The sequence below is a fragment of the Amycolatopsis orientalis DSM 43388 genome, assembly GCF_000411975.1.
GTDB lineage: Bacteria > Actinomycetota > Actinomycetes > Mycobacteriales > Pseudonocardiaceae > Amycolatopsis > Amycolatopsis orientalis_D.
The window spans coordinates 59,548-76,340 of the sequence record NZ_ASXG01000083.1 but is presented as its reverse complement, the minus strand read 5'-3'; the positions used below and the strand labels follow the sequence as shown (position 1 = coordinate 76,340).

The 16,793-nt window shown below is 69.7% G+C and carries 17 protein-coding genes and 1 tRNA gene; 7 read left to right on the top strand and 11 right to left on the bottom strand.

Translation table 11 applies throughout. The features are described 5' to 3' along the window. Positions 1-636: 636 nt before the first annotated feature. The 7 genes from L942_RS17105 to L942_RS43775 all read right to left on the bottom strand — a co-directional run bounded on the left by L942_RS17105 (position 637) and on the right by L942_RS43775 (position 5,102). Positions 637-891 (bottom strand): glutaredoxin domain-containing protein, encoded by a 255-nt coding sequence (locus tag L942_RS17105; protein ID WP_037361436.1) that lies wholly within the window; start codon positions 889-891, stop codon positions 637-639. After that, the gene (locus tag L942_RS17100; protein WP_037361434.1) at positions 888-1,664 is read right to left on the bottom strand and encodes an MBL fold metallo-hydrolase; all 777 of its coding nucleotides are present in this window, start codon (positions 1,662-1,664) and stop codon (positions 888-890) included. Before L942_RS17100 ends, L942_RS17105 begins: the two co-directional genes overlap by 4 nt. After that, positions 1,665-2,489, bottom strand: coding sequence for an NUDIX hydrolase (locus L942_RS17095; protein ID WP_037361431.1), 825 nt, complete (start codon positions 2,487-2,489; stop codon positions 1,665-1,667). Between the two features lie 130 nt (positions 2,490-2,619). After that, entirely contained in the window at positions 2,620-3,807 is a 1,188-nt protein-coding gene (locus tag L942_RS17090; RefSeq protein WP_037361429.1) for a hypothetical protein, read from the bottom strand. A gap of 38 nt (positions 3,808-3,845) precedes the next feature. Further along, a complete protein-coding gene (locus L942_RS17085) occupies positions 3,846-4,475 on the bottom strand; it encodes a hypothetical protein (protein ID WP_037361427.1) in 630 nt (209 codons plus the stop codon). Further along, the gene (locus tag L942_RS17080; protein WP_037361424.1) at positions 4,475-4,930 is read right to left on the bottom strand and encodes a RidA family protein; all 456 of its coding nucleotides are present in this window, start codon (positions 4,928-4,930) and stop codon (positions 4,475-4,477) included. The genes L942_RS17085 and L942_RS17080 overlap by 1 nt, the downstream gene beginning before the upstream one ends. A gap of 10 nt (positions 4,931-4,940) precedes the next feature. After that, entirely contained in the window at positions 4,941-5,102 is a 162-nt protein-coding gene (locus tag L942_RS43775) for a DUF4177 domain-containing protein (protein ID WP_020664158.1), read from the bottom strand. 141 nt (positions 5,103-5,243) lie between these two features. Between L942_RS43775 and L942_RS17075 the strand changes: the two genes are divergently transcribed. Genes L942_RS17075 through L942_RS17065 form a run of 3 tightly spaced genes read left to right on the top strand, consistent with a single transcriptional unit; the run spans position 5,244 to position 7,637 of the window. Then, on the top strand, positions 5,244-5,492 hold the full coding sequence (locus L942_RS17075; RefSeq protein ID WP_037361422.1) for a hypothetical protein: 249 nt from the start codon (positions 5,244-5,246) through the stop codon (positions 5,490-5,492). A gap of 22 nt (positions 5,493-5,514) precedes the next feature. Next, positions 5,515-6,519 (top strand): ArsA-related P-loop ATPase, encoded by a 1,005-nt coding sequence (locus L942_RS17070; protein ID WP_037361421.1) that lies wholly within the window; start codon positions 5,515-5,517, stop codon positions 6,517-6,519. Further along, positions 6,519-7,637, top strand: coding sequence for an ArsA family ATPase (locus tag L942_RS17065; protein WP_037361419.1), 1,119 nt, complete (start codon positions 6,519-6,521; stop codon positions 7,635-7,637). Before L942_RS17070 ends, L942_RS17065 begins: the two co-directional genes overlap by 1 nt. Before the next feature lie 47 nt (positions 7,638-7,684). Here the strand turns inward: L942_RS17065 and L942_RS17060 are convergent, their stop codons facing one another. Then, positions 7,685-7,978, bottom strand: a complete 294-nt coding sequence (locus L942_RS17060) for a WhiB family transcriptional regulator (protein WP_037361416.1) — start codon at positions 7,976-7,978, stop codon at positions 7,685-7,687. A gap of 337 nt (positions 7,979-8,315) precedes the next feature. Here L942_RS17060 and L942_RS17055 point away from each other — a divergent pair, with 337 nt between their 5' ends. The 3 genes from L942_RS17055 (at position 8,316) to L942_RS17045 (ending at position 11,773) form a co-directional block, all read left to right on the top strand. Continuing rightward, the gene (locus L942_RS17055; protein WP_037361413.1) at positions 8,316-10,466 is read left to right on the top strand and encodes a transglycosylase domain-containing protein; all 2,151 of its coding nucleotides are present in this window, start codon (positions 8,316-8,318) and stop codon (positions 10,464-10,466) included. A gap of 271 nt (positions 10,467-10,737) precedes the next feature. Next, entirely contained in the window at positions 10,738-11,670 is a 933-nt protein-coding gene (locus tag L942_RS17050) for a metallophosphoesterase (RefSeq protein WP_037361456.1), read from the top strand. Positions 11,671-11,699: 29 nt separating this feature from the next. Next, positions 11,700-11,773: transfer RNA gene (locus L942_RS17045), tRNA-Pro, on the top strand. 278 nt (positions 11,774-12,051) lie between these two features. On the opposite strand, the gene L942_RS17040 is transcribed toward L942_RS17045, so the two are convergent. Next, entirely contained in the window at positions 12,052-12,798 is a 747-nt protein-coding gene (locus L942_RS17040) for a methyltransferase domain-containing protein (RefSeq protein WP_037361410.1), read from the bottom strand. Positions 12,799-12,837: 39 nt separating this feature from the next. Here L942_RS17040 and L942_RS17035 point away from each other — a divergent pair, with 39 nt between their 5' ends. Continuing rightward, positions 12,838-14,685, top strand: coding sequence for a S9 family peptidase (locus tag L942_RS17035; RefSeq protein WP_037361408.1), 1,848 nt, complete (start codon positions 12,838-12,840; stop codon positions 14,683-14,685). 38 nt (positions 14,686-14,723) lie between these two features. On the opposite strand, the gene L942_RS17030 is transcribed toward L942_RS17035, so the two are convergent. Together L942_RS17030 and L942_RS17025 are read right to left on the bottom strand one after the other, a co-directional pair. Continuing rightward, positions 14,724-15,350: a TIGR03085 family metal-binding protein gene (locus L942_RS17030; protein ID WP_037361405.1), complete on the bottom strand. Its 627-nt coding sequence runs from the start codon at positions 15,348-15,350 to the stop codon at positions 14,724-14,726. Positions 15,351-15,390: 40 nt separating this feature from the next. Then, on the bottom strand, positions 15,391-16,782 hold the full coding sequence (locus L942_RS17025; RefSeq protein ID WP_037361402.1) for a glutamate decarboxylase: 1,392 nt from the start codon (positions 16,780-16,782) through the stop codon (positions 15,391-15,393). Positions 16,783-16,793: the final 11 nt, after the last annotated feature.

Here is a 16,793-nt window from a genome sequence, read left to right as displayed (position 1 = left end):
GGGGCGGGGCGGGGCGGGGCGGGGCGGGGCGGGGAAAGGGTTGCACTGCGCAGCGTGGCGCAGGGCGGTGCCGCCCGACGCATTGTGCTGACCGCCCGAAGCCGAGCAGAGCCGGCTGTGCCGTGTGGAGCCGGGCCGCATCGAGTCGGCTGCGCCGTGCGGAGCGGTGCCGAGCAGAGCCGGCTGTGCCGTGCGGAGCCGGGCCACATCGAGTCGGCTGCGCCGTGCGGAGCGGTGCCGAGCAGAGCCGGCTGTGCCGTGCGGAGCCGGGCCACATCGAGTCGGCTGCGCCGTGCGGAGCCGGGCCGCGCCGAGTCGGCTGTGCTGTGCAGGGCCGTGCAGGGTCAGCCGCGCCGCGAGTCGGCTGTGCCGTGCAGTGCAGCACCGCGTGGAGCCGCCGAATTGCGTGGAGCCGGAGCCAGCACGTGCCGTTTCAGCTAGTGGCGATTCTGGCCGCTGCGAACTGGAGGCAGCACGGGGCGCGAGTCGCCGCCGCCCCCGGGCTGACCGCTGTGCGGCTGCCTCGCGGCACCGCGCTTGCCGTCCGGGTGCGGTCGAAAGCCTGTCACCGGGCCTCGGCAACGTCTGGGCGGCGGGGTTACCGCCGAGGCGCGCCGTCAGCGAGGCCGGAAGAACTCAGGCAGCCGTCTCCGCAGCCACTGCGGCTTTGACCTCGTCGAAAGTCGGGTTCACCAGTGCGGTCGAGCCGACGATCACCGTGGGCACCGTCTCGTTGCCGTTCGCTACCTCGCGCACTCGCTCGGCCGCGCCCGGTTCCTCCCAGATGTTGATCTCTCGGACCCGCAGGCCGCTTTCGCTCAGCGGCCGGCGCAGGGCTGAGCAGAAGCCGCAGCCTGGGCGCCAGTAGAACTCGACCTCGACGTCGCTCATTGTCCGTCCTCCGAAGAAGCCCGTAGGTAGTCCAGTTGTGCGCGCACGCTCGCCTCGGCCGGGGCCCACAGCGCGCGGTCGACGTCGGCGTAGACGACCTCGACCACTTGCCGCGGCGTCGCGTCTTCGCCGAGCGTTCGCAAGGCGGAACGCACCTGATCGAGGCGCTGTTCCCGGTGCGCCAGATACTCCCGCGCGGTCGCGGGCAGATCCGGCAGTTCCGGGCCGTGGCCGGGGAGGCCGGGGGTGCCGTCCGGAAGATCGATCAGTTTGCGCAGCGAGCGCAGGTAGTCGCCCAGATCGTGCAGGACCGTCGTGCCTCGGCCGAGGATGGTGTCCCCGGTCAGGATCTGGCCGCCGACCAGCAGCGACACCGAATCGTCGGTGTGGCCGGGGGTGTGCAGGACGCGGAAGTCCAGGCCGCCCGCGGCGAAGGAGTCGCCGTCGGCGAAGGGAGGGGCGTCGATGCAGAGGGAAGCGTCAAAGGCTCGTACCGGGGCGCCCGTTTTCGAGGCCAACCAGGGTGCGCCCTCGGCGTGGTCCGGGTGGTGGTGCGTCAGCAGGATCAGCTCGACCGGACCGACCGCGGCGAGTTTTTCCAGGTGCTCCAGGTCGTGGTAGCCGGGGTCGACGACCACGGCAGCGGCGGCGTCACCACCGCGCAGCACCCAGGTGTTGGTGCCCTCCAACGTCATCGTCGACGGGTTGTTCTCCAACAGCACCGACGCGGTTTCGGAAACGCGGCGCAGCACACCGTAGGCAGGAGCGGTCACTCAGGACTCCGAAGGATCGAGGACGACGCGGATGTTCTCGCCGTCCCGGACCAGGGTCGGCACAGTCCTCACGATCTCGCGCGGCTCCGCGAGCACCGCGTCGGCCCGGGAAAACTCGGCGAGTTCGACAAGGGTCAGCCAGGTCGGCGGCATCAGCGTGCGACGGCCTTCGCGCGCGTCCGCGACTGCCTCGGCGGGCGGCTGCCAACCGGCGGCCACCGCTTCGGAGGTCGCGCCGTCCGCGCGCTGGCCTTCGGGAAGCTTCGCGACGAAGAAGCGGGTGTCGTATCGACGCTGTTCCTGGGGCGGCGTAACCCAGTGCGCGTACGGATGCAGCAAGTCCGCGCGCAACGTGAGGCCAGCGTCGGCGAGGAACCCGGCGAGCGAGATTTCCCGGGATTCCAAGGCTTTCCGGGCTTCGTGATACGGCGTGACGTCGGCGACCACCGAGTCCTCGGTCCCGGCCAGCAGCACGCCGGATTCCTCGAACGTCTCGCGCACGGCGGCGCACACGAGCGCGCGGGCGAGGCTTTCGTCGCAGGTGAACTGTTCGGCCCACCACGACGGCGGCGGCCCGGCCCAGGCCACCGAAGCGTCCGCGTCGCGCGGATCCACCCCGCCGCCGGGGAACACAGTCATCCCGCCGGCGAACGCCATGCCCTTCACCCGGTGCTGGAGGAAGACCTCCACGCTGTCCGCGGTGTCCCGCAGCAGGATCACCGTGGCGGCGTCCTTCGGGGTCACTGGCGGGCCATCCGCGTTGTCCCGGATCGCGATGCCGGGACGGGCGGGGATGTCGAAAACGAATTCACGCGGCCGTTCCACCCGGGCAACATACCTCGCAATCCGTGCGCGTCGCGGATTACTTGTGTCACCTCGCGACCGGGCCGAAGCCGAGAAGAGGGCCCCTCGCCAGGTAATGCGAGGGGCCCTCTTCACCGCGGAACAGGGGACTTCAGGACCAGTGCTGGTCCCCGCCGGAACGGGACGCGCCGTTGAGCCGCAGCCGGGCGGCCTCGGCACGTTCGCGCTCGGCCAGTTCCTCGTGCAGCTCGCGCAGCAGCGCACGGTCGCGTTCGGACAGGCTCGGGTCGTCGAGATCCAGCGCGGGCAGTTCGACCACCTCGTGCATGCTCGGCTTGCCCGCGGCGATCTCGCGGCCCTTCTCCGGGTCCTCGGCCAGCGCGCGCCGCAGCTGCGCCACCTCGGACGGCGTCAGGTCCGACGTGCGCTCGGCGCGCGTCTCGGACCCGGCCGTGCGCGGACGCTCCGAAGACGCGGCGGCCTCAGCCGCCGGCTCCGGCGCGGACACCGGCTGGGCGGGCACGGACTGCACGATCGGCACCACCGGCGCGACCGGAACCACCGGCTCGGCCGCGGCGACCGGTTCCGGTTCGGGCTGCCGGTGCCCGTGCCGGCTCGGCGCTTCCGAGACCGGTTCGGGAACCGGGGCCGAAGCGGGCGCCGGGGCGCTGCGCTGCGGAGCCGGGTCCGGCCGGTAATCCGGGGCCGAATGCGTGCTGCCGGTGACCCACACCGGGCTGGCGACGGCACCCGCGGCCTGGTGGTAATCCGACTGCGGGATCCCCGGACCGCTCACCTCCACGACCGAGCGGATGCCCGCCCGGCGCAGCGCGGTGTCGACCCGGAACGCGACCGCGGGCGGGTTGCCCTCGGGGCCCAGCTCGACCAGCACGACCCGCTGCGGCAGCGCGCCCGGCACGCTGCCCGCCGGGGTGTTGCGCCACACCGCGTGCACGGAACGCACGTCCGGCAGCACCTGCAGGGTGCGGTCGAGCGCCTCGGCGAGACCGAACTCGGGCTGGTTCTCGCCGGTGAACCGGTGCGTGTGCATCGGCTCGTGGTCGGCGACCAGCAGGTCGTTCGCGAGCGTCGCGTCCGAGCGGCTCATCTCGAGCACCAGCGCCAGCTCGCGCTGTTCGGCCTCGCTCACGGGGATCCGGCCCGCGATCAACGTGCCGGTGGTGAGTTCCACCGCCTCGTCGATGTGGGCGCGGGCGATCAGTTCTCGCGCTTCGGTGAGCGCGCTGTCGTCGATGCGGCCCGCCAGGGCCAGCAACAAGTTATGCAGGCGCAGGGGCACCGAGAACCCGTCCATCGGGCCGTCGTGAACCTCCACCATGGCTCTGCTCCTCCCAGCTCGCCTGGCGGCAACGAGCGTTAAGCGGCGACAAGTCGATGACCGGCGCCCGCGGCGCCTACGCAGACCAGCTCGGACTCGGCGAGCGCGGCCCGGTGGTACCCCGGCAGGTCGAAGCGCGGCGGGATGACCTCGACGCTGGGTTCCTCGTCTCCCATGACCCGCAGCACCCGCTGCAGTTCACCGGTGAGCCGGGGTTGTCCCGCGGTCGCCGTCACCAGCAGGACACGCTTCGCCCCGCCCTCGCTGGCCGCGCCGAGACGCCGCCAGCTCTGCCGTACTTCCCCCACATCCGCGCGTCCACGCAACGTTGCGTGGAGCAAAACGGACACAGAGTCGACGGAGTTCACCCATTCGGGCGCACTCTGCGTGAATGTGTACCTGGTCTCGGTGACGTCGTCTACCCCCAGGGTCGAACTCACCTGGTGCCAGTCGGCGCCGTGCGGGATCAGACCGGCCACGAGCAGGCGGTACTCCGCCTGGTCCAAGTCGATCCTGTGCTTGAGCAAAGACCTCGGCAGGGTCCGCGCGAGCGTCCCCATCGCGCCTTCGCCGAGCCAGTCGCGGAACCGCCACAGCAGCTGGTCCGGCAGACGGCCGGCGAGCCGCAGCAGCAGTTCGTGCAGGGACTGTTCGATGTCGGGGTCCATCACTTCACCTCCACGATCAGTTCGATCTCCACCGGCGACGCGATCGGAAGCTCCGCGACGCCGACGGCCGATCGGGCGTGCACCCCGGCGTCGCCGAAGATCTCGCCGAGCAGCTCGGACGCGCCGTTCACGACCGCGGGCTGGCCGGTGAAGCCCTCCGCGGAGGCGACGAAACCGACCACTTTGACAATCCGGACAACAGAGTCAATGCCGACCAGCGCGTGCACCGCCGCGAGCGCGTTGAGCGTCGCGGTGCGGGCGTGCCCCTTGGCTTCCTCCGGGCTGACCTCGCCGCCGACCTTGCCGGTCGCGGCGAGCGCTCCGTCGACGAAGGGCAGCTGGCCGGAGGTGTAGACGTGCGAGCCGGTGCGCACGGCCGGCACGTACGCGGCCAGCGGTGCGGCGACTCCGGGCAGTTCGATGCCGAGCTCGGCGAGCCGGGCGCTCCAGGTCAACGCCGCCCCCTCAGCTCTTCGGCCGCTTCAGGTACGCGACGTGCTGTTCGCCGCTCGGGTTGGGCAGCACGGTCACCAGCTCCCAGCCGTCCTCGCCCCACTGGTCGAGAATTTGTTTCGTAGCGTGGATCAGCAGCGGGACGGTGGCGTACTCCCATTTGGTCGCACTCATGACTCGGGAGCGTAACCAAGCGGGCAAGGCCCCTCCGGACCGCCGCCGCCGAAAGCCCGTCACCCGTCCAGGGGTACGCGTGGCTACGCCGGGCGAGTGTGGGTCACTTCACATCCGATCGTCGCTCGTTAGCGTGGGCGCGTGGAGACCTGGCGGATCGTCGCGACCGTGCTGCTCGCCGTGGCCGGGGTGCCGCTCGTGCTGGCCGTGATGGCCAAAACGCGGGACCGGGTGAACCGTTCGGGCCAGGTCGCGATCTCCGGCGCGGTCACCCTCACCGTGCTGATCGTGGTGGCAGTGCTCACGCTGACCGTGCTGCCGCCCTTGGTGACCTGGATCGTCGTCGCGGTGGTCGCCGCTGCGGTCAGCGTCATGATGCTGGCCAGCTGAGCACCGGTTTAGTGTTGGGGACGTGACCACACCCTCCGCCGGCTGGACCGACGAGCTCGCCAGGGCCCGGCTGCATTTCGTCACCGGCAAGGGCGGAACCGGCAAGACCACGCTCGCCGCGGCGCTGGGTCTCGCACTCGCCCGGAACGGCCGCCGGGTGCTCTTGATCGAGGTCGAGGGCCGCCAGGGCATCGCACAGCTCTTCGACACCGAACCGCTGCCGTACGCGGAGCAGCGGATCGCGTCGGTCCCCGGCGGTGGCGAACTGCGCGCGCTGCACATCGACGTCGAAGCGGCGCTGCTCGAATACTTCGAGATGTTCTACAACCTCGGTTTCGCCGGGCGGACGCTGCGCCGGATGGGGGCGATCGAGTTCGCCACCACGCTCGCACCGGGCCTTCGCGACGTGCTGCTGACCGGGAAGATCAAGGAATGCGTCGGGCGCACGGAATCCGACGGCCGCCACACCTACGACGCGGTCGTGGTCGACGCGCCGCCGACCGGGCGCGTGGTGAAGTTCCTCGACGTCACCAAGGCTCTCACCGACCTCGCGAAGACCGGGCCGATCCGCGGCCAGGCCGACGGCGTCGTCCGGCTGCTGCATTCCGGCGAGACCGCCGTGCACCTCACCACGCTGCTGGAGGAGATGCCGGTGCGCGAGACCGTCGAAGCGGTCGCTGAGCTGGACGGCGCCGATTTGCGACCGGGCGCGGTGCTGGTGAACCGGGTCCGCCCGCCGCGGCTGCCCGCGCGTTCGGTCACCGCGGCCGCCGACGGCCGGGTGGACGCCGACCGGGTGCGCTCCGGCCTCGCCTCGGCCGGGCTGAACCTGCCGGAGGCGACGCTCGACGCGCTCGTCGAGGAGACCGTGGAGCACGCCGTCCGCGTCGCCGCCGAGCAGCGGGCCCGCGAACAGCTCGCCGAGGCAGACCTGCCGACGCTGGAGCTGCCGGACCTGACCGACGGCGTCGACGTCGGCGCGCTCTACGAACTGGCCGAAACGCTGCAGGAACAGGGGGTGCGCTGATGCCCGCCGACTCGAAGCTCGACGTGGACGCCCTCCTCGACGACCCGGACAGCCGCGTGATCGTGTGCTGCGGTTCCGGCGGCGTCGGCAAGACCACGACCGCGGCGGCGCTGGCGCTGCGTGCCGCCGAACGCGGCAGGCAGACCGTGGTGCTCACGATCGACCCGGCACGCCGGCTCGCACAGGCGCTCGGGCTGCGCGAGCTGGGCAACCACCCCAAGCAGGTGCGGGTCGAAGGCTTCGAGCCCAAGGGCGAACTGTGGGCGATGATGCTCGACATGCGCCGCACGTTCGACGACATGGTGCGCGTGCACGCCGGCCCGGAGCGGGCCGAGCAGCTGCTGCAGAACCCCTTCTACCAGACCATTTCCACGTCGTTCTCCGGCACGCAGGAGTACATGGCGATGGAGAAGCTGGGCCAGCTCGCGGCGACCGACGAATGGGATCTGATCATCGTCGACACGCCGCCGAGCCGGTCCGCGCTCGACTTCCTGGACGCGCCGACCCGGCTGTCCACCGCGCTCGACGGCCGGATGATCCGGCTGCTCACCGGCCCGGCGAAGGCCGGCGGCTGGGGCCTGCGCAAGGTCGTCAGCGCCGGGTTCTCGATGTTCGCGAAGGCCGTGTCGACGATCATCGGCGGCCAGTTGCTCGCCGACGCGTCCGCGTTCATGCAGGCCTTCGACAGCATGTTCGGCGGGTTCCGCGAACGCGCGCGCAAGACCGCCGAGCTGCTGCGGTCGTCCGGCACCTCGTTCCTGGTGGTGGCCGCGCCGGAGCCGGACGCGCTGCGCGAGGCGTCCTACTTCGTCGAGCGCCTCGCCGGCGAATCGATGCCGCTGGCCGGGTTGGTCGCCAACCGCACGCACCCGGTGCTCGCGCCGCTGTCCGCGACCGAAGCGCTGACCGCCGCGGAGTCGGTGCAGAACGCGCCGCTCGCCGAGGCCGTCCTGCGGCTGCACGCCGACCGGGTCGCGCTGGCCGAGCGGGAAAACCGGCTGCTGGCGCGCTTCACCCGCGCGCATCCGGAAGTGCCGCTGACCCGGGTGCCCGCGCTCGCCGGTGACGTGCACGACCTCGAGGGCCTGCGCGACATCGGAGTGAAACTGACGTCGTGAGCGGCTGTGCCGGTTGTCGACCGGCACAGCCGCTCACGAGCAGCTTTTCAGCCCGCCGCGGCGGCCAGCGCGTCCCGCTTGGCCGCTTCGAGCAGATCAGTCCAGCTGGTCACGTCCGGACGACGGCGCAACAGAGCGCGCCGCTCCCGTTCCGTCATCCCGCCCCAGACCCCGAAATTGATCCGGCCGTCGAGTGCCTCGGCGAGGCATTCGGTACGGACCGGGCACCCCATGCACACGGCTTTCGCCCTGTTCTGTTCGGCTCCTCGCACGAACAACCCGTCGGGATCAGCGTCCCGGCACGAAGCATCGATTCGCCAGCCAACCTGATTGGTTCGCATACCCCCAGCTCCCTCATCTGGTGTATGGCACCAGCGAAGGCGAAGCTCCCGCTCCCACCCCCGCGAGCGTTTCCCTCTGCGCCGCACGTCGGTGACGGCACCTCCCCGGTGCCGCTGCCGCCGTCCGGACCAGCCAGGCTCCCACCCGGGCTGCTCCGTCTGTCGGCATCTACGTGAGACGTTGACGGACTGTAGGGTCCCTCGGTTCCCTCCGTCGAGACCTAGCATGCATTCCGTTACCTGAGGTCACCACACGGGGTCCCGTTAATGATCGCCTCCGGGGGCGCGCGGGCGTGAGGTCACGAAGGCGACACGGGCCTTCAGTACCCTGGCTTTCGTGCGCAAAACGGATGGTCTTTTCAAGCTCCTCGGCCTGTGCCTGCTGGCAGGGGTGCTGGTCGCCGGGATCATGTTCCCGGTGGTGGGCGCCGCGGGGGTCGTGTCCAACCAGGCGAGCGAAACGGTCGACAAGACGTCGTCCGACCTCGCCGACATCCCGCCGCCGCTGGTGACGACGATCACCGACGCCGGCGGCAAGCCGATCGCGACGCTGTACGACCAGTACCGCATCCCGGTCCGCCCGGACCAGATCAACCCAGCGCTGAAGTGGGCACTGCTGTCGGCCGAGGACAAGGCGTTCTACGAACACCACGGGGTGAACTGGGGACGGACGCTGCGCGCCGCCGTGTCCAACTCCGCGGGCGGGGACACGCAGGGCGCTTCGACGATCACCCAGCAGTACGTGAAGAACTACCTGATCAACGTCGTCTACCGGAACGACAAGACCGGGCAGGCGAAGGCGCAGGAGCAGACGCTCTCGCGCAAGCTCAAGGAAGCCCGGATCGCGATCAACCTCGAGACGAAGCTCTCGAAGGACCAGATCCTCGCCGGCTACCTCAACATCGTCGAGTTCTCCCGGCAGATTTACGGCATCGGAGCGGCCGCGCACGCCTACTTCAACACCACGCCGGAGAACCTGACCGTCCCGCAGGCCGCGCTGCTGGCCGGCATCGTGAACAACCCGATCGTGCTGGACCCGTGGAACCATCCGGACAAGGCGACGAAACGGCGAAACCTGGTGCTCGACCGGATGGTGAGCAACCAGAAACTGGCGAAGGCCGACGCGGACAAGTTCAAGGCCGAACCGCTCGGCGTGGTGCCGGACACCCCGCAGAAGCCCGCGTCGAACTGCACCGGAGCCGGTCCCGAGAACGGCTTCTTCTGCCAGTACGTCGAGGATTATCTGATCAAGTCCGGAATGTCGAAGGACCAGCTGTACACCGGCGGCTACACGATCAAGACCACGCTGGACGAAAAGGCCAACCACGAGGCGAAGGTCTCGGCCGAGACACAGGTGAGCAAAACCCAGAAGAACGTCGCGAACACGCTTTCGCTGATCCGGCCGGGCAAGGACCGGCACGAAGTGGTGGCGCTCGCGGCGAACCGGGACTACGGCATCGACGCGGATCAAGGGCAAACGACCTACGCGCTCCCGTCCGGCGTGTTCAACACCGGCGGCGCGGGGTCGAGCTACAAGATCTTCACCACCGCGGCGGTGCTGAACCAGCACATCGCCGGGATCTACAGCACCATCCCGGTCGGGAACAGCTATACGTCGCACGTGTTCACCGGTGGCGGCGGGCACTGTCCGCCGACCGGTCCGCCGCTGAACTCTCGCTGGTACTGCGTCGGCAACGCGGGCAACTACGGCGATTCGACCTCGTTGCAGAACGCGCTGGCGACCTCGCCGAACACCGCGTTCGTGGCGCTCGAGGACAAAATCGGCAGCACCGGTCCCGGGATCGACATGGCGATCAAACTTGGCATGCGAGAGACCATGGCGAGCAACCCCGGCGGCGGAAAGGTCGACCCGAAGTCGAACGACTCAGGCAGGAACCAGAGCCAGGCCCAGGCATACGGCCCTAAGCCGAACTATCCGGGCACGGGTGCGTTCACGCTGGGCTTCAGCCCGACGAGCGGACTGGAACTGGCGAACGTCGCCGCGACCATCCTGAGCGGCGGCAAATGGTGCCCGCCGACCCCGCTGGCGTCGGTGACCGACCGCGACGGCAAACCGGTGCCGGTCAAGGAAGCCGCGTGCGAGCAGGTCGTGCCGGAGGGCCTCGCCAACACCATGGCGGTCGGGATGAGCAAGGACGACCAGCCTGGCGGCACGTCGGCAGCCGCTGCCAGCGCCGTCGGCTGGAACCGCCCGCTCGTCGGCAAGACGGGTACGACGCAGAACAACGGCTCGGCGACCTTCGTGGCCGGAACCCCGCAGATGGCCGGTGCGGCCATGGTGTTCCGTCCGGAAGGCGGCAGCGGCGGCCTTTGCTACAACGGCGTCGGTGCCGTGTCGACATGCGGCGACGGCAACATGTTCGGCGGCAAGACACCCGCACAAACGTGGTTCGGCGCGATGAAGAACATCATGGCGGACCAGCCGGTCGTGCCATTGCCGCCGGAAGATCCGGCATATACCAGCTGAATCCAGTGAAAACGGGGCGGGAGACGCGATCTCCCGCCCCGTTTCGCTTGTTCTCCGGCGCCACGGGAACGCCCGGCTCCGCATCGCCGCCGGACTGGTCCAGTCCACTTCCCTCCACCGACAGCTGCCGCCAATGCCGCGAGAACGCCGCCGAGACCTTCGCCCTACGCCATCCGGCACCGGCCACAGCGGACAACCCGATCGAACACGTATCCTCGAACACGTGAGCACGCTCGGTAACGCCAATCCGCCCGGGGGCACCGCGAAGCGGTTGGCCGCGGGGACCATCGCCCTCGGGGTCGCCACCCTCGGTTACGCCGTCGGCATCGAACGCCGCCGCTACACACTGCGGACCGCCGAACTGCCCGTACTCGCGCCCGGCACGCCGCCGTTCACCATCCTGCACGTCTCCGACCTGCACATGCTCCCCGGTCACCAAGCCAAGCAACGCTGGGTCGCCGCGCTCGACGAACTCGAACCCGACCTCGTCGTCAACACCGGCGACAACCTCTCCCACCGCACCGCGGTCCCCTCCGTGCTCCGCGCACTCGGCCCGCTGCTCGACCGGCCCGGACTGTTCGTCTTCGGCAGCAACGACTACTACGCGCCCAAACCCAAAAACCCCGCGCGCTACCTCATGCCCCGCGGCAAAAAAAAGCGCATCCACGGCACCCAGCTGCCCTGGCGCGACCTCCGCGCCGCCTTCATCGAACACGGCTGGGTCGACCTCACCCACGTCCGCCGCACCATCGACGTCGGCGGCCGCGCCGTCTTCGCCGCCGGCGTCGACGACCCCCACCTCCACCGCGACCGCTACTCCGACATCGCCGGACCCGCCGACACCACCGCGGCCGTCCGCCTCGGCGTCACCCACTCCCCCGAACCACGCGTCCTCGACACCTTCGCCACCGACGGCTACGACCTCGTCCTCGCCGGCCACACCCACGGCGGACAACTCCGCATCCCCGGCTACGGCGCCATCATCACCAACTGCGAACTCGACCGCAGCCGCGCCCGCGGCGCCTCCCGCTGGGGAGCCCGCATGTGGCTCCACGTCTCCGCCGGACTCGGCACCTCCCCCTACGCCCCCGCCCGCTTCGCCTGCCCGCCCGAAGCCAGCCTGTTAACGCTGGTCCCGCGCGGATCCGGCACCACCGACCCCCGCAAACCAGCCCCGCGTAAAGCCGCGAAACCCGTCCGCTAGACTTACTCCCGACCCGCTAAGCAGTACCTCGGGGTGTGGCGCAGCTTGGTAGCGTGCCTCGTTCGGGTCGAGGAGGTCGTGGGTTCAAATCCCGCCACCCCGACTGGTGAGTGAGGGCTGCATGCCTGCGGAAAGCGCAGGCGTGTGGCCCTCACTTCGTTGTATTTCTGGGGGTCGGACCCCCAGGCCCCCGCCAGGGGGCGTTGCCCCCTGGACCCCCGAAGGTGCATCGGCTGCGGTTGGCGAGTGGGTATCAGTTGGCCCCGAAGGTGCATCGGTTCCGTTGGCGAGTGGGCCCGAAGGTGCATCGGTTCCGTTGGGGAGTGGGTGCGGGTTAGCCCGCCGAAGGTGCATCGGTTGCGGTTGGCGGGTGGGCTGTGGTTAGCGGGTGGCGGTTAGTTCTTGCCAGCATTGGTGGAAGTCGCCGATGGCGGGGGACTTTGTCCAGGACCAGGCGGAGCGGGCCGCGGAGGTTAGTTGGTCGTGGTCTTTGGTGAGGGGTTGTTGCGCCAGGGCGGCGGCCAGGCGGGACTCTACGTAGGTGGCCAGGGCGCGGTAGGTCAGGTCTTCGCGGTAGCGGGTGCGTTCGGTGATGTTCGTGAAGCCGGCGGCGGCTAGTTTTGTGGCGATGGTGCGGCCTGAGAAGGGGTCGCCGCCGTGGTGGCGGCGCAGCAGGTAGTGGCCGCGCAGGGCGGCGTCTACGTTTGCGGTTCTTGGGCGGATTTTTGCTCTGCTCCAGTCCGAGGTGGAGATTGCAAGGTGACCGCCCGGGCGGAGGACTCGGCGGATTTCCGCTAAGGCCGCTGCTGGGTTTGTCAGGTGCTCGAAGAGCGCGTGGGAGAAGACGACGTCTATCGAGGCGGTTTTGAACGGCAAGGCGTAGGCGGTTGCGTTGACGTAGTCCACTGTGGACGTCGTGGGGAGAAGCGGACGGTGGATGTCTACGCCGATGACGTGGCAGGACGGAGCCAAGGTCTTCGTGATCGAACCCTGGCCGCAGCCTAGATCCAGGACTCTCGAGTCTGGGCTGAAGAGCGGTTGGGCGAACGCGGCGCGGTCACTCGCTGTGCGCGTGTTCATCATCGACAGCGCGTCTTGGGCATAGCCCGGCGCGTAACCCTCCAGCACCCCGCACAGAGTACGGGTGAGAGGTGGCAGGATCGAGGGGTGAGCACGCAGTCAGGCAACCAAAATCCGCCCGCGGTGGTCCCGGACCGCCTGTTCGACGACCCCGAAGCCGAAAAGCGCTGGCTGGCGCGGTTCCACGCGCCGCGCATCTCGGTGCCCGAATGGGCCCGCGACGCACCGGATGCCAACGTGTACGTCTCCAACGCCAGCGGCGTATGGGAGGTCTACGCGTGGGACCGGGCCACCGACAGTCACCGGCGCGTCACCGACCGGCCCAACGGCACCCTGCACGCGACGCCCTCTCCCGACGGAACAGCCATCTGGTGGTTCGACGACACCGACGGCGACGAGTTCGGGTCCTGGCGCAGCCAGCCCTTCGACGGCGACAGCTCGGCGGCCGGCAAAGCACTGCCCGACATTCACGACGGATACCCGGCCGGTCTCGAAATCGGCCAGCGAGTCATCGCGGCCGGCGTTTCGACCGACGACGGCAGCGAACTGTTCGCGAAAATCGACGGCGTAACCGAGCGGTTTTATCAGCACGCGGACGACACGGGAATCGCGTCGATGTCCCGCGACGAAAGCCTGCTCGCCATTTCCCATTCCGAGCACGGCGATTCCCGGCACCCGGCGCTGCGCGTGCTGTCCACCGACGGGTTCACCACCGTCGCGGAGAAGTGGGACGGCGAAGGAAAAGGCTTGCAGGCACTGGAATTCTCGCCGCTGCCGGGCGACCAGCGTCTGCTGGTCCTGCACGAACGCCGCGGCCGCGAGGAACTGCTGGTCTGGGACGTGCAGGCGGACACCGAAACCGAGCTGCTGATCGACTTGCCCGGCGAGGTCGTCGCGGACTGGTACCCGGACGCACGCGCCCTGCTCGTCGTGCACTTCCACGAGGCGCGCAGTTCCTTGTACCGCTACGACCTCGACACCGGCGAACTGTCCGCTGTGGACACTCCGCCCGGGCGGATCGGCGGCGCGGGCGTGCGACCGGACGGAACCATCGAGTACTCGTGGTCCAGCGCCGCGGAGCCCGCCGCGGTCCGGGCTCGCGCGACCGACGGCACCGACTCCGTGCTGCTGACGCCGCCGGGCGAGCGCGCGCCGGGTTCGTCGCCGGTCACCGACGCGTTCGTGGAGGGCGTCGGCGGACGGATCCACGCGCTGGTTTCCCGGCCCGCGAACGCGCCCGATGGTCCGCTGCCGACGGTGTTTTCGCTGCACGGCGGCCCGCACGCGGCCGACGAGGACCGGTTCTCCGCCTACCGCGCGACGTGGCTGGACGCCGGATTCGCCGTGGTCGAGGTGAACTACCGCGGCTCCACCGGCTACGGCTCGGCGTGGCGGGACGCCATCGAAGGCCGCCCCGGCCTCACCGAACTGGAAGACGTCGCGGCGGTGCACGACTGGGCGATCGAAAGCGGACTGTCCGATAAGGACAAGTGCGTGGTGAACGGTGCTTCGTGGGGCGGCTATCTGACCCTGCTGGCGCTGGGCACGCAGCCGACGCGCTGGGCGGCCGGGGTCGCCGGCGTGCCGGTGGCCGACTACGTGGCCGCCTACGAGGACGAGATGGAACAGCTGCGCTCGTTCGACCGCGCCCTGTTCGGCGGCTCCCCGGAGGACGTGCCGGCGGTGTACCGCGAATGCTCGCCGCTGACGTACGTGGACGCGGTCGCCGCCCCGGTGCTGATCCTGGCCGGCGACAACGATCCCCGGTGCCCGATCCGGCAGATCGAGAACTACCTGGACCGCCTCGCCAAACGCGGCGCGCCCCACGAGTTCTACCGCTACGACGCGGGACACGGCTCGCTGGTGATCGCCGAGACGATCAAGCAGACGTCCATCGAGGTGTACTTCGCCTTGCGGGCGCTGGGAATGCGCTGACGATTCGGGCCGTCCAGGGTTTCCTGGACGGCCCGTAATCACAGCCCGCGCTTGGCGCCCTTCAACCGCGCCACCGCGGCCTCGTCACCCTCGAACGTCACCCGCACCGCGTCCCGTCCGAAGACGAACAGCAGCAACTCCACCGGCTCGCCCACCACGGTCACCACCGGAGTTCCCGACTTCACCGAGGCCGACTCGCCATCCGGAGTCCGCAGCACGACGCCGACCGGCGACTTGCGCAGGTTCAGCTTCGCCGTCCGCGTCGCCAGCCGCCACGCCGCGCCGTCCCGCGACGGATCCGCTGGACGCGGGGCCCACTCCGGTTGCGCCCGGCGGACGTCCTCGTGGTGCACCAGGAATTCGGCACTGTTCGTCACCTCGTCGACCGCGCCGATGGACGTCGGCCAAAGGCGGGACGGACCGCGGCGGACCTGGGCGACCAGGTCGTCCCACGGACGCGCCGCGACGCCGTCCTGCACCTTCTGCGTGTGACCGGCGAGCGCGGGCACCACGATCCCGGCCAGCGCGTCCGGCCGGTGTTCTCGCACGACCAGATGCGCGGCCAGGTCCCGCGTCTGCCAGCCCTCGCAGAGGGTCGGGGCGTCCGGGCCGAGCTGCTCGAAGAGGTCGCTCAGCGCTTGGCGTTCATCCTTGGCGAGGCCCATGCCCAGGGACAGTACTGCGTGGCGGCGGAGTACTCGCCAGTTAGTGGTGGAAGGCGGTCGACGTGGCGGGGTCGTGCTGCGGCGCCGGCTGACTGTTCAGTTCCGGAAGCACGCGCTTGAGGTCGGCGAGCAGCAGGTCGGCCAGGTCGTGCGTGAAGCCGTTGCGGACGACGACGCGCAACACCGCCAGGTCGGTGCGGTTGTCCGGGAACGTGTACGCGGGCACGAGCCAGCCGCGTTCACGCAGCCGGCGGGAAACGTCGAAGACGTCGAACGAGGTGACGTCCGAGCGGGTGGTGAAGGCGAAGACCGGCAGCTGGTCGCCGCGGGTGAGCAGCTCGAACGGCTCCAGCTTCGAGATCTCGTCGGCCAGGTACATCGCCACGTCCCGCGAGGCTTGTTGAACCGCGCGGAAACCTTCGCGCCCCAGCCGGACGAACGTGTAGTACTGCGCGGCGACTTCCGAGCCGGGGCGGGAGAAGTTGAGCGCGAAGGTCGGCATGTCGCCGCCGAGGTAATTGACGTTGAACACCAGTTCTTCCGGCAGCGCCTCCTTGTCGCGCCACACCACCCAGCCGACGCCCGGGTACACGAGCCCGTACTTGTGCCCGGAAGTGTTGATCGACGCGACGCGCGGCAGCCGGAAGTCCCACTCCAGGTCCTCGTCGAGGAACGGGGCGATCATCGCGCCGGACGCGCCGTCGACGTGCACCGGGATGTCCCAGCCGGTCCGCTCCTGCAACGCGTCGAGGGCGGCGGCGACCTCGGCGACCGGCTCGTAGCTGCCGTCGAACGTCGATCCGAGGATCGCGACGACGCCGATGGTGTTCTCGTCGCAGAGCTTCACCGCTTCTTCCGCGGACAGGTGATACCGGTCGCCCTCCATCGGCACGAACCGCGGCTCGACTTCCCAGTACTCGCAGAACTTTTCCCAGCAGACCTGGACGTTGATGCCCATCACCAGGTTCGGCTTGCCGGTGCGGCCCAGCTTCGACCAGCGCCGCTTCAACGCCATTCCGGCGAGCATGCAGGCCTCGGACGACCCGGTGGTCGAACAGCCCATGATGTCGGTCGGATCTGGCGCGTGCCACAGATCGGCGAGGATGTTGACGCAGCGCCGCTCGAGTTCCGCGGTCTGCGGGTACTCGTCCTTGTCGATCATGTTCTTGTCGACGCATTCGGCCATCAGCTCACGCGCCTGCGGCTCCATCCACGTCGTGACGAACGTGGCGAGATTGAGCCGCGCGTTGCCGTCGAGCATCAGCTCGTCTCGCACCAGCTGCAGCGCGGTGTCCGGCGGCAGCGAATCGTCCCGCAGCCGGTCGCGCGGCATCGTGAAATCCGCGGCGAGCGCCGGATTGCTCCCGGCGTACAACGGATTCGTGCCCGTCTTCCGGTCTGCCCGATCTTGTTTCCCCTGATGCAGCACCATGCCAGCGAACC

What these genes read in the sequence shown, in the direction of transcription:
- L942_RS43775 (WP_020664158.1), bottom strand. Translation starts at nt 5,102, where the DNA reads ATGAGTGCGACCAAATGGGAGTACGCCACCGTCCCGCTGCTGATCCAC.
- L942_RS17025 (WP_037361402.1), bottom strand. Translation starts at nt 16,782, where the DNA reads ATGGTGCTGCATCAGGGGAAACAAGATCGGGCAGACCGGAAGACGGGC.
- L942_RS17060 (WP_037361416.1), bottom strand. Translation starts at nt 7,978, where the DNA reads ATGCGAACCAATCAGGTTGGCTGGCGAATCGATGCTTCGTGCCGGGAC.
- L942_RS17030 (WP_037361405.1), bottom strand. Translation starts at nt 15,350, where the DNA reads ATGGGCCTCGCCAAGGATGAACGCCAAGCGCTGAGCGACCTCTTCGAG.
- L942_RS17090 (WP_037361429.1), bottom strand. Translation starts at nt 3,807, where the DNA reads ATGGTGGAGGTTCACGACGGCCCGATGGACGGGTTCTCGGTGCCCCTG.
- L942_RS17065 (WP_037361419.1), top strand. Translation starts at nt 6,519, where the DNA reads ATGCCCGCCGACTCGAAGCTCGACGTGGACGCCCTCCTCGACGACCCG.
- L942_RS17105 (WP_037361436.1), bottom strand. Translation starts at nt 891, where the DNA reads ATGAGCGACGTCGAGGTCGAGTTCTACTGGCGCCCAGGCTGCGGCTTC.
- L942_RS17085 (WP_037361427.1), bottom strand. Translation starts at nt 4,475, where the DNA reads ATGGACCCCGACATCGAACAGTCCCTGCACGAACTGCTGCTGCGGCTC.